The following is a 13,648-nucleotide window of genomic DNA, read 5'->3' as shown; positions in this document are numbered from 1 at the left end:
TTGTTGTTAAACGGAAATGTAAGGAACAAGAACATGACAAAAATAATAACAAAGCGAAGTGCCTTGTCGACACTCGTTGCGGCGCTTTTAACTACCCAAAGTTGGGTGGTATTTGCTGACACCATTACCAATAATGTTTACTCAGAAAAGGGCTTAGCAGGCACACTAACCCAAGAAAAAATCGACGAGCAAAACTATAAAGCCAAAATTGAGTTTGGCTGGAACAACCGTCGGATCTTAATTGATGAAACCTTAAAGTTGAATGAAAAAGGACTACCCATCAATTTTAGTCTTAAAGGACGTTCTGCTTTTGGCTCCACAATTGACGAAACGTTTAGCTATAACAGAGGCATTGCGCAGTGGAAAAGTGTCAATGAATCAGGCATTAAGGCTGATGCGACACTCGATTTCTACGTACCGTCTAATAACCACCTTGCACTAGATAACGCGACGATGCGTTATGTTCTAAAAAATAATAAATACGAATTAGATGTTTACCCTCAAGGTAAAATGCTTATCGAAAAAATGAAGACGATGAAGTTAGGGGAGCAAACCGTTCATCTATTAGTAACGAGTGGCCTTAGTCTTACTCCTAATTTTGCATGGTATGACGACGATGGTAACTACTTCGCACAAAGTTGGGGGCCAATGTATGTCTTGCGCGACGGCTACACCAAAGCACAGTTCGAAGAACTTGAGGCTATCCAAAAACAAGCCGAACAGCAGCATTTAGAAAACCTCGCAAGCAAGCTGACACATGATGTCCCTGCATTACTGATTGAAAATGTTGCTGTCTTTGATGGTGAGCAGAAAAAACTGCTGAAAAACCATGATGTATTGATTAAAGATGGCAAGATTGTCGAAATCGCTAAACATATTAAAAAGCAAAATGGCGTGGTTAGCCTTGATGGAAAAGGGAAAACCTTGATCCCTGGGCTTTGGGATATGCACGGTCATTTATCAAAAGAGAACGGTATTTTAAATATTGCGAACGGTGTTACCAGCGTTAGGGACATGGGTAACGAGCACGACAATATTATGGAAATTGAAGCGCTCTTTAACACCAATCAGGTGCTGGGCTCTCGCGTGTACCGTGCTGGCTTTATGGATAAATACAGCGAAAACTCAGCGGGCTTAAGTGTGAAGTCATTGGAAGAAGCACTCGAGACGGTCGATTTCTTTGCCGATAATGGCTATGTTCAAGTAAAGCTCTATTCTTCTATCGATCCGAACTGGGTAAAGCCTATTTCTGAACGTGCGCACAGTCGTGGATTGAGACTTAGCGGTCACGTGCCTGCGTTTATGACGGCAGAGCAAGCCATTGCAAATGGTTATGATGAGATTCAGCACATTAATATGCTGTTCCTTAATTTCCTTGCTGGTGAAGAAGTGGATACCAGAACACAAAAACGGTTTTCACTGATGGGAGAGCAAGCCTCTGGTTTATCGCTCGATAGTCCAGAGATGAATGCATTCATCAAGCTGCTAAGCGATAAGCGCATCGTTGTGGATCCTACTGTATCTACCTTCAGAAGTTTATTGATGGCAGAAGATCAAAAGATCAATCCGGAATTTGCAGCTATTTCAGAGCATATGCCAATTGCATTCGCTCGTGGTTTAAAAGGGGCTGAGATGCATGTTGATGAACAATTTAAGCTGAGCTACCAAGAGTCGGGTGAGGCAATGCAAAAAATGCTGAAAAAGCTCTATGATGCTGGTGTTCCAATGGTACCTGGAACGGATAATATTGCAGGCTTTACCTTGATCCGTGAGCTAGCGCTTTACGTTGATGCGGGCATTCCAGCGGCTGATGTGCTGAATATGGCAACGCTAGAAAGCGCCAAATTGATGGGCGTTGCACATCAAACAGGTTCAATTGCTAAGGGTAAAGTGGCAGATCTAGTATTGATCGACGGCGATCCACTTAAGGATATTACGGCACTGCAAAAAGCGACATTGGTGATCAAAGGAGAGCAAGCGTTTAAGCCTGCTGAAATTTACCAAGCGATTGGAGTGAAGCCGTTCACTACCTCGCCTTCGCTAAAGTAATATTAAGTACATTATAAAAGTAATAGTTTGATGCTGTAAGACCAGTGCTAATAAATATAAAACTTGCACTGGTTTTATTTTCGTTACCTCGATATCAGACTAAATTGTATTTCTGAGTTTTACCAAAAGTGTTTCTAAAACAGAGGTTTGTTCAATAAATAAACAAACCGTTCTGACTTTCCTATTACTATCTAATAAAAAATTCGTAAAAATGGTTCGGTGTAATCTTGTGTAATGGATAAATTTACTTTTTTGTTAATAAAGCGGTTTATTTATCAGTTTCTTGTGCTAGCCTTTTTCAGTACAGATCATGAGTCGTTGATGTGAAGCCACACAAATTGTGTGTGATTTACCAGCTTCAGTATGGTCTTTTTTATAACTCTATTTGAGACTTTGATGTCGTCACCCTCGCGTATAAGGATGGTAAAAAAGTTGCCATATTCAAGCGTTAAAGTGACAGTGAGTGATTACAGCAATGTTGTATGTATGCTGCAAGCAAATAGCAAAAGGTGCTGTTGATTAACTTGGCTCGCGGTTTTAGCGGTTAGTTAACCTTTATAGATATACCCTACAAACGTTCTCCTACTTAAGTGGGTACTGTGTTTGTTGCGGTTAAGTAATTGATTGGTTTTTCACAACGTTACTGATGGTTAACTGTCGCAAGCCAAATTGATACTGCTCGCGCTGTTGCCAAAGGAATCCCAACCAAGTTATGGGGATGGCATGAATACAAATATTGTTACTATACTCGCGGGTTTAGCGCGTACTCGATCTCAAGATATTGCCTATCAGTATTTTTACGATGAGGCGTTACCAAGTAAAACTATTTCCTACCAAGAACTGCATGAGCGTGCAGCCTCTATTGCTGAGACATTGAGTGAATATTTTGAACCGGGTGACAGAGCATTATTACTGTACAACTCTGGATTTGAATTTATTGAAGCTTTTTTTGCTTGTTTATACGCAGGGATAATTGCGGTACCGGTTTATCCCCCTAAAAAGAATCAAAATGTTGATCGTCTGCGTGCCATCATCGAAGACGCAGGTGCCAAAGGTGCGCTTACCAGTGAAAAGATCAATGAAATCGCCAAGCCATTGCTTGATTCTGAGCCAAGTCTAGCGCAGTTAGCACTATTTACTACCGATAACATTGCACTTAAATCGACCACTCAACAGTGGCCTCGTGCACAACTCCTTGGTGAGCAACTGGCATTTTTGCAATATACCTCAGGCTCGACGGGCACACCTAAAGGCGTAATGGTAACCCACGACAATATTCTTGATAATCAGGCGCTAATGAAAGAAGCGTTTGGTCACGATAGCAACTCTTCGATTGTAAGTTGGTTGCCTCATTTCCATGATATGGGACTGATTTTTGGCATTATGCACCCAATCTACATCGGTGCGACAGCGGCACTGATGAATCCGGCTTATTTCCTGCAAAAACCACTACGTTGGCTAAAACTGCTTTCACAAACCAAAGCATTAACGTCAAGTGCGCCAAACTTTGCCTATGACCTGTGTGTGGACACCGTCAAAGATGAAGATCTTAAAGACTTAGATTTGTCCCATTGGCGCTCGGCATTAAATGGCGCAGAACCAGTGCGTGCCAGCACGTTAGAGCGTTTTTATCAAAAGTTTAAAGTGTGTGGCTTACAAAGAGAGAGTATCGCACCTTGTTACGGCATGGCAGAAACCACCTTATTTGCAACTGGTGGACGTCTTCTAGAAAAGCCAAGGATATTACGTATTGATGCGACCAAGCTACAACAGGGTAAAGCCGAACGAGTCGCAGATGAAGATACAGTAGATGCGTTTTATGCGTTAGATGTGGCTGATGAACAGCAGCCTTATTACGCCGTATCTTCTGGCGTGAGTTGGGGCGAGCATTGCATTGCGATTGTTAACCCTGAGTCTTTTGAAGCCTGCAATGATGGTGAAACCGGAGAAATTTGGGTAACTGGCCCAAGTGTAGCAAAGGGGTATTGGAATAACCAAGCGGCAACCGAGACTACGTTTCATGCCAGAATTAAAGGTGCTGACGAGCGGGCTTATCTCCGTACTGGTGATTTAGGCTTTATCCAGCGTGGGGAATTGTTCGTTACAGGACGCGCCAAAGACGTGCTTATCTTCCGCGGTAAAAACTACTATCCGCAAGATATAGAACTTACGGTTACACAAGCAAGCGATAGCTTAGAGCAAAATGGCGGTGCGGCGTTTTCGGTAGCTTCCAATGGCGATGAAGAGCGTTTGGTTATCGTGCAACAAGTAAAGCGTACTGCACTAAGAAAGTTAAATGCTGAGCAGGTATTACAGCAGATCACTGCTGCGATCGTTGAGCACCACGGCATTACGCCCTATGACATCGTATTGATAAAACCCGGTCGCATTCATAAAACATCGAGCGGTAAAATACAGCGCCAAGAGAATAAGCGCAGTTATTTAGCCAATAATTTTGAAGTAATTGCGCGTGCCCGTGAAGAAGCTACGCCACAACAAGCTGAGGCGCCATCATCCTCGTCGTCACTACAGCAAATTCAGCGGTTATTACAAGATTTAGTCGCACAAGAAATAGATAAGCCCGCGCGTAGTTTGGATATCGACGCGCCATTCTTGGCATTAGGTGTAGATTCGATGAAAGCGGTACGGATCTCAGGGGAATTAATGGAAGTACACGAGCTAGATCTTGAGCCTACGGTACTTTACGAATATCCCTCGATTCGCGAACTAGCCCAGTATTTAAGTCAGTTTAGTACGCTTACTCAAGCCCTAGGACAGACAGAGCTTAACGAGTCGAAAGGCGCCACTGAGCAAGCGAATAAGGCGCAGCCTACTCGCCGAGCTGAAGATATTGCGGATACAGATATTGCCGTGATTGGCATGGCCTGTCGTTATCCTTCAGCAAATGGACTCGATGCATTTTGGCAGCTGTTATGTCAGCAGGGTGATGGGATCACCGCGCCAGATCCTAAGCGCCAGCTGCTTTGCCCTAACCTTGAAGCCGACCGTCTCGGTGGTTATTTAGAGAATGTCGATGAGTTTGACGCTGCATTATTCGGTATCTCGCCACTCGAAGCTAAGCATATCGACCCACAACATAGATTACTGCTTCAAACGGCTTATCACGCCATACAGCATGCAGGTTACCAACCCGCCACGCTCGCAGGTAGCAATATTGGCGTGTATGTTGGTATATCGCAAAATGATTACTTTTTATTGTCGCAACAACAGCAAAAAAGTACCGCATATTTAGGTACGGGTACAGCGCTGAGCATTGCTGCAAACCGGATTTCTTATAGCTTTAATTTTACCGGCCCGAGTGTGGCGATTGATACGGCGTGCTCGTCATCGCTGGTGGCGCTTCATCATGCAATTCAAGCACTAAGAAATGGAGAAACGAACGCGGCGTTGGTGGCGGGCGTTAATCTTATTCTGAGCGATGATGTGACTAAGGCCTGTGAAAACGCACAAATGTTGGCAGCAGACGGCCATTGCAAAACCTTTTCACAGGCAGCGGATGGCTATGTGCGAAGTGAAGGAGTTGGGGTGGTGATGCTAAAGCCGCTACAACAAGCCATGGCAGACAACGACCCGATTGTTGGTGTACTCAAAGGCAGTGCAATTAATCAAGACGGCCGCAGCAATGGCATTACCGCGCCAAATAGCGCCGCGCAACAGGCTGTGATCAATACCGCCCTTGATAATGCCAAGATACAGGCGGGAGATATCCACTATGTGGAAACCCATGGCACGGGTACGGAGCTTGGCGATCCTATCGAGATCACAGCATTAAACCGCACGTATGGAGAACACCATAGTCGTCATGATCCGGTTATTCTCGGTGCGGTAAAAGCGAATATTGGTCACCTTGAATCCGGTGCGGGTATTGCTGGGCTTATCAAAGCGCTCCTGTGTTTACAGCATGGGCAAATTCCTGCACAGCGTTATAGTGAGGTGTTAAATCCGCATATCCCATGGCAAAAACTTCCGTTTATGGTGCCGCAAAGCATGCAGACATGGCCTGTACAACAAGGGGGAATAAGAGCCGCTGGATTAAGCTCTTTTGGTTTTGGTGGTACTAATGCCCATGTGATCTGCGCACAAGCGCCTGTGCCTAAACCCGACACACAAGCTGAAGTAACACCACCTTCGTTTTATCTATTGCCTCTCGCTGCTAAATCGAAAGCTGCATTGCAGCAACTTGCCGGTCACTATAGTGAACGATTGTTGAGTTTGACTCCTCAAGCATTTGATGACTTCTGCGCACAAAATGCCGAGCAAGTACCGCTTAAAGGTGTGCATAAAACGTTTAGTAGCGCGAGCAGAGAAGCACTTATTTCGCAACTGAATATTCCGATTATTGCCGAACAGTCCTCGGCAAATGCTGCTCCAGAAGTTGCGTTTTTGTTCACCGGACAAGGTTCGCAATACCCCTTGATGGCCCACTCTTTATATCAACACCACGCAGTGTTTCGCAGTCACTTAGATGACATTGACAGCCTGATTGGCGAGCGCTTTGGTGCACGCCTGTTGGATGTGTTATTCGATGAAAAGCATAGTGAACTACTCGCACAAACGCGTTGGACGCAAGTGAGCTTGTTTGCCGTCGAATACAGCTTGGCAAACTTATTGATGCATTATGGGGTAAAGCCATCTCAGCTGCTCAGTCATAGCGTTGGTGAGTATGCAGCGGCTTGTATTGCGGGTGTGTTTTCGCTTCGTGATGGCGTTGAGTTGATTGCAGCGCGTGGTCAGCTAATGCATGAATTACCGATAAAAGGTAGCATGATCGCCGCAAGGTGTGATGAAATAACCGCACAGAGTTGCTTGAGCGAGTATCAAGGGCAAGTGGTGATCTCAGCCTTCCATGGTGAGGCAGGGGTGGTATTCTCCGGTGCTGATGAAGCAATCACTGCCCTCAGTGACGTACTTGCAGCACAGCAAATTAAAGTAAAAGCGCTGCATACTGCAAACGCTTTCCATTCTCCACTGATGAACCCCATGCTAGACGCCTTTAGGAAAGTCGCTGAGCAGGTTAGATTTCAACAGCCTCGGCTGCCTTTTGTTTCGTCCATGACGGGGCAAGTAGAGACCGCACGCATTGCAACAGCTGAGTATTGGGTTGAACAAATTAAGGCACCGGTTCGCTTTGTTGACTGTGTAACTGCGCTTGAGTCACTTGAGCATGGCTTAGCTATTGAGCTTGGTCCCAAACCTATTTTGAGTGGCTTACTACAAGAAAACAGCAATAACAAAGCGCTTAATTATGCCCATGTATTGCACCCCAAAGGCGATGACAGCAAGAGGTTCGCCGAGTGTTTGGGCACATACCTCGATTTAGGCGGGCCGCTCGAATGGCAACCGGTGTATGGCAATCGTCCGAGCGTTAGAGTGGGCTTGCCGCAATATCCATTTGATTGCAGCTCATACTGGATTTTTGGTACTGAACAATCACAGCCCGAAGCACAGGCAGTGGTCGAAGCGAGTGACCGTGATGCTCAGATCCGCAGCTTTGTGCTCAATACCCTAGCGGGACTCTTGTCGATGCCCGCTGATGCTATCCAAACCAACCTCCCTTTGCTAGAAATGGGGGTTGATTCGTTGATGATCATGCAGGCCGTTAGAGTATATGAGCGGGAATTCGGTTTAGAGTTTAGTGTTCGTCAATTTTATCAAGAGCTCAGCGATGTCGATAAGTTAGTGGCCTATATTCAAAGCCATAGTGACTATCTCAAAGTGCCGCAAAGTCCTCAACAAGCTGGCAGTTTGCCATCACCTGTATCGGTAACGACTGATACGCCAAAAGGTAGTGCAGTAGAGGCTGACAACCACACACTCGTCGCTGTCTATCAGGCGCAATTGCAGGCGGCAAGCACAGTGACTAACGCTGAAGCGAGAGCCGCGTTAGAAGCTGTGGTGGGGCAGCAGTTACGCCATATACAGGGCGTGAAAGTTGAAAGCAGTGCTGTCACCTCGACAGCAACCTTGGTATCAAAACCCCAGCCAAGCAGAGCCCAATCTGTATTACCAGGCGCACAGCAAAAACAAGTGCAGCGTGCCAATAGCAGCCCAGCCATGCGTCAACATCTTGCTGCATTGAGTGACTCTTACATTGCGAAAACGCACAGTTCAAAAGCGCTAGTGAGCGAATATCGCGGACGCCTTGCGGATTGCCGAGCATCGGCAGGTTTCAGACTGTCGAGCAAAGAGCTACTTTATCCGGTGTTTTCTAAGCGTTGTGAGGGCGCATATATCTGGGATATCGATGATAATCGCTATATTGATATCACCATGGACTTTGGTACTAACTTATTTGGTCATAATCCTGACTTTATCAAAGCATCACTGGCGCAACAGCTTGAAGCCGGTATGCAACTTGGACTTGCAAGTCCTGATGCGCCTGAGGTTGCTGCACTTATCTGTGAGCTGACTGGGCTTGAGCGGGCATCGTTTTGTAACTCTGGTACAGAGGCTGTCATGACGGCGCTACGCTTGGCAAGAACGGTGACCAAGCGCGATAAAATTGTTCAGTTCTCAGGTGCGTACCATGGTCACTATGATGGTACTTTAGCAACTGAGTCGCCAGAGCAAGGCGTCGAGGCAATGTGCGCTGGAGTGCGTTATGGCGCAATCGCCGATAATCTCGTTTTACCTTATGGTGATGATGAAGCACTAGAGGTTATTACCCGAGAGGCACAACATATTGCCGCGGTGATTGTTGAACCGGTACAAAGCCGTCATCCTGAAAATCAGCCTTGGGCGTTTTTACGTAAACTACGTACGCTTACCGAAGCGCATGGTATTGCCCTCATTTTTGACGAAATGATCACTGGCTTTAGAGCACATCCTGGTGGCGTTCAAGGCTTGATAGGGGTTAAGGCCGATATGGCAACCTACGGCAAAATCGTCGGTGGTGGTATGCCTATCGGTGTGGTCGCGGGGGCCGCTACCTATCTTGATGCCATTGACGGAGGAAATTGGCAATACGGAGATGATTCTTACCCTTTGACCGATACTACCTTCTTTGCCGGGACTTTCTGCAAACATCCAATGACCATGGCGAGTGCCAAAGCGGTGTTGCAAGCGATTAAGTCGCAAGGTCCGGCGTTACAACAAGGGATCAACGACAAAACCGCGGCATTTAAAGCACATCTCAATGGGTTTTTTGAAACCCATGACGTACCCATTCGAATAGAAGCGTTTGCCTCATTATTTCGTTTTCGCTTTTCGCAAAATCTTGATGTGTTCTTTTATGAAATGCTAGAGCGCGGTGTGTTTATCTGGGAAGGGCGTAACTGCTTTTTCAGCGCCGCCCATACAGATGAAGACATTGCAGCGGTGATAAACGCAGTTGAAGCTAGTGTACTTAGCTTAAAACGTGCGGGTTATTTTGGTGAAGTGAGCCCAAGTGATGACGATGCTGCATTTCCACTTAGTCATAGCCAGCAGCAGCTATTAGCGATGGCGTTGACCTCTAGCGAAGGGGCGAGTGCATATCAATTACAAGCGATATTAAAGCTCTCAGGTAAGCTCGATTTAGCGCGGCTGCAACAAGCCGTTACTGCGGTCTGCCGCGACTTTCCAATCTTGCGTTTTGGTGTCGATAGCGACCGCTTAATGCAATATTGCCGAGTGGAAAAAGCCGAGTTGCATGTTGAGCCATGGAGTGAGGACGACCAAGTAACATTGCAAGCGCGGTTATCCGCGCTGCGTTACCAACCATTTGACTTTGCAAAGGATGCGCTTTGTAGAGTGACGTTATTGAGTGATGGCAAAGTACAGCACTATCTAAGTGTTGTGGCTCATCATGTGATCTGCGATGGACTTTCACTACAAATGGTGCTGGCAGCAATCGCTGAGCGCTACAATCAAGATGCAAAACAAAATGAGGTGGCAAGCCGAGCTGTCTCCTTCAGTCACTACGTTGATAGCTTGCAGGCATATTCGCATTCACCAGAAGCTGCAAAAAACCAAGCTTTTTGGCATCAGTGCTTAGCGAGTTTAACACCACTTGAGCTACCAAAATCAACGACGGTGAGCGTGGCTTCATACCAAGTTAATCAGCTCACATTACCCATTTCATCGAGTGCAATCCGAAATACTGAGACCCTTGCTCAATCTTTGCGTTGTGGGCAATTTGCGACAATGCTTGCACTGTATTGCCTGTGGCTACACAAGTTAAGCGGCCAGACTGTGATAAGTGTAGGAGTGCCGGTATCAGATAGGCAACGACTGGCATCGCAGTTTGAGCCTGAGTTACTCGACCAAGCCTTACTGGGTTATTGCACCAATATCTTACCCATTGTGGTGGATATAGCAGGCCTTAGCACTATCGGTGAGCTGGTACAGCGGGTGCAAAACACCTTACTTGATGCCTTTGATCACCAAACTCATCCGTATGCAAGGCTTGCCGATGATCAGCTAATTCTACCTAGCACTTTGTTTAATCTAGATAAAGTCACCACTTTGCCGAGTTTTAATGGGCTAGAAGTTGAAGTGCAGCCAAGTGTAGCTAAATTTGGCCAATTTGAACTGACGACAAATATGACCTGTGTTGCGGGGCAGTGGTCACTGTTAGTGGAATATCACACGGCGAAATTTGATACTGAATTAATGACCCAGTATGTGGCTAAGTTTGTCCATTTGCTGTCGCAGGTTCAAGGCAACACACCGATAGGGGCTCAAAATGAGTTGATACAAAGTAGTGATGATGTGTATCGATTGGTTGAGTTACCGCTACAGCAAGAGAAATCGGTTAAGGTCGCGACGAGTTTTGTTGAAACTTGGCAGCACAATGTGTCGCGTTGCAGTGCACGTACGGCACTGGTAACGGATGATGTGAGTCTCAGTTATGAGGCGCTAGATGCGCGTGTTAACCAGCTCGCTCACTACTTGATGAAGCAGCAGGTAACGCCCAATAGTATCGTGGCGGTGGCATTACCACGCCGGGCGGAGCTGTTGGTAGCACTCATGGCGGTGATGAAAGCTGGAGCGGCATTTTTACCGCTTGATTTAACGTTCCCCGATGAGCGCATCGCGCATATCTTAGAGGATGCCAAAGTGAGTGTTGTGCTGTGTGATGCCAGCAGTGCAGAGTCTGCGTTATTCAATCATGGTCGTTTCAAACGAGTCTGTATGGATAGCGATGCAGAAGACATTGCCAAAAGTTCGACTCGCAGCCCAAGCTTACTAATTCAAGCTCAGCAGCGTGCTTACGTGATTTATACCTCTGGTTCCACGGGGTTACCCAAAGGCGTTGCAGTTAATCACGGGGCATTTGCTAATTTGCTTGCATCTATGTGTCGTGAGCCGGGGCTGGTGGCGGATGACCGCTTATTGGCCATTACCACAGTGGCGTTTGATATTGCCTTGCTAGAGTTGTTTGGGCCATTACTAGTTGGTGCGTCGGTGGTGCTGGCAAGTGATGAAAGTATTAGCGATCCTGCTGTGCTTGGCGCGCTTATTGAACAGCAACAGATCACGGTGATGCAGGCAACGCCAACGCTATGGCAACTCGTGTTAAGTGCGGCGCCAGCATGCACTTCTGGCATAAAAGTATGGAGTGGCGGTGAGTCTTTACCTCAGGCACTGGCCGCGCAGTTACTTAGTCACAGCAAAGCGGTTTATAACTTATACGGGCCAACCGAAACCACGATTTGGTCGGCGGTGGCACATATCGACAATGCCGCAGAGGTAACCATTGGTAAAGCGATACAAAATACCAGCTTATTTGTGCTCCCTACCGAGTGTCATGGTGAAGGGTTGCCTTTACCCGATGGCGTATGGGGTGAGTTATACATTGGTGGTAGTGGTGTTGCTATGGGTTATTTACATCAAGCGGAGCTGACCGAGCAGCGTTTTATCAATCATCAATTTACAGCTTCCACTAGCCGCTGCTTATACAAGACGGGAGACAAAGCGAGGCGTTTAGCTGATGGCCGCTTTGAAGTAAAAGGACGCTTAGATAATCAAATTAAACTCCATGGTCATCGTATAGAGCTTGGCGATATTAGCCATCATTTGGGGCGGATACTCAATACTAGTGAAGTCGATGTTTGCGTACAAACACTAGAAACTGGCCCATGTCTGTGTGGTTATATGATTGATGATGGTGAGCTATCAACCGAGTGGTCTTCACCTCGGCTGCGCCAAGCGCTCGGTGAATGGTTACCAAGTTACATGGTACCTGAGCATTTTGTTTGGTTAAGTCAATGGCCGATGACACCAAATGGTAAGCGCGACCGAAAAGCACTACCAATGCCTGCTGCCGAACAAGTATCAGAAATATGCACGTTGGCTCCTCGCACTGAAACAGAAAAACAGCTGCATCAACATTATATAGCGCTTCTCCCTGTTGAGCAGTTGGGCGTCACAGCACGTTTTGTGGATAGCGGCGGCAATTCGGTGATTGGTATGCAGTTGGTATCGAGACTCAACCGAGCTTTCAATATTAAATTGACCATTGGCGACATCTTTGAGCACGCCTGTATTGCAGAGCTTGCTGAGTGTATCGAAGCGCTAAAACAAGCTCATGATGCTATTTCGGTGGAGCCGCAGACTCCAAACGTAGAGAAAGTCAGTGATATTGTAAGCGACCGAGATTTGAGTGCTGCGCTAAGTGATAAATCTATGACGGAGATGGACTTGTAATGATGGAAAACTTTGCAATAAAACAGTGGTTAGATGAGCTGGACCGTCAACAGATTTATGTTTATTTACAGCAAGATAAATTAAAACTTAGAACACCGCTTGGGCAGGTGCCTGAGGGTATTCTGGATAAGATAAAGGCGCACAAAACTGCGCTTATCACCTACCTTCAAGGACAGCAAAAGCAATCTGCTGCGCTCTCGGCAGCACAGCAAAGAATGTGGTTTATTGATAAATATGAAGGGGGCACTGCGGCGTACAACATGGCTGGGCTAGTTAAGTTATCGCAGCCATTTTCAGTCACGGACATTGAACAAGCGTTGAGCCGCTTGATAGCTAAGTACGATATTTTGAGAGCACGATTTATCACGGTTGAAGGGAAGGTCGTGCAGCAAATTGAACCTGCTGAGGCGATGAAAATTGCTGTGATGACCGTGGATGAAGAAGCGCTACCCAATCAGCTACCAGAGTCGATTAAACAGGCTGTGCGGTATCAGTTTGATCTTGCCAGCGAATCGCTGCTGCAAGTGACGGCTTTAGTGAGTAACTCTCACACTGATTGCCGCTGGTTACTCGTTAACATGCATCATATTATTAGTGACGGCTGGAGCGTGATTGTGTTTATCAACGCACTGCTGTATGAGCTATCGGAGGCGTGTGTTGAGCTTCCCGATTTACAGTATGTTGACTATGTGCACTGGGAGCAGCAATTAAGGCAATCCCCAGACTATCAACAACAATTGGCTTATTGGACTGAGCAGTTAGAGGCATTTACACCGTTTGAATTGCCCACCAGCTATCCAAGAAAAAAAGAAAAGGAGTACCAAGGTGACACGGTTCGTTGTTCGTTTAACGCTGAGCTAATACAACGATTAGATAAAGCTTGCCGCAGCGATGGCGTAACACATTTTACCGCCTTGCTGGGCGTGTTTTACATCTTGCTTTATCGCTA

At 46.4% G+C, this 13,648-nt stretch carries 3 protein-coding genes (1 of these 3 only partly in view); all 3 read left to right on the top strand.

What is annotated here, in order from left to right; genetic code table 11:
* Window positions 1–33: 33 nt before the first annotated feature.
* Window positions 34–2,049 carry an amidohydrolase family protein gene (locus EXT47_RS14880; protein WP_130126961.1) on the top strand — a complete coding sequence of 672 codons (2,016 nt, stop codon included), beginning with the start codon at window positions 34–36 and terminating at the stop codon, window positions 2,047–2,049.
* Between the two features lie 723 nt (window positions 2,050–2,772).
* Window positions 2,773–12,699, top strand: a complete 9,927-nt coding sequence (locus EXT47_RS14875; RefSeq protein ID WP_130126960.1) for a non-ribosomal peptide synthetase/type I polyketide synthase — start codon at window positions 2,773–2,775, stop codon at window positions 12,697–12,699.
* Window positions 12,699–13,648, top strand: partial view of a non-ribosomal peptide synthetase gene (locus EXT47_RS14870; protein ID WP_130126959.1) — the start only. 8,878 nt of this gene lie beyond the right edge of the window; the window shows 950 of its 9,828 coding nt (coding positions 1–950); its start codon is at window positions 12,699–12,701; its stop codon lies off the right edge, out of view. The genes EXT47_RS14875 and EXT47_RS14870 overlap by 1 nt, the downstream gene beginning before the upstream one ends.

The sequence above is a fragment of the Pseudoalteromonas sp. CO342X genome, assembly GCF_004208915.1.
GTDB classification, from domain to species: Bacteria; Pseudomonadota; Gammaproteobacteria; order Enterobacterales; family Alteromonadaceae; genus Pseudoalteromonas; species Pseudoalteromonas maricaloris.
This window is presented reverse-complemented; position numbering and strand designations above follow the sequence as displayed.

Bases quoted from the DNA above. Each gene is read 5' to 3' on its own strand.
- EXT47_RS14875 (WP_130126960.1), top strand. From the start codon at position 2,773: ATGAATACAAATATTGTTACTATACTCGCGGGTTTAGCGCGTACTCGA.
- EXT47_RS14880 (WP_130126961.1), top strand. From the start codon at position 34: ATGACAAAAATAATAACAAAGCGAAGTGCCTTGTCGACACTCGTTGCG.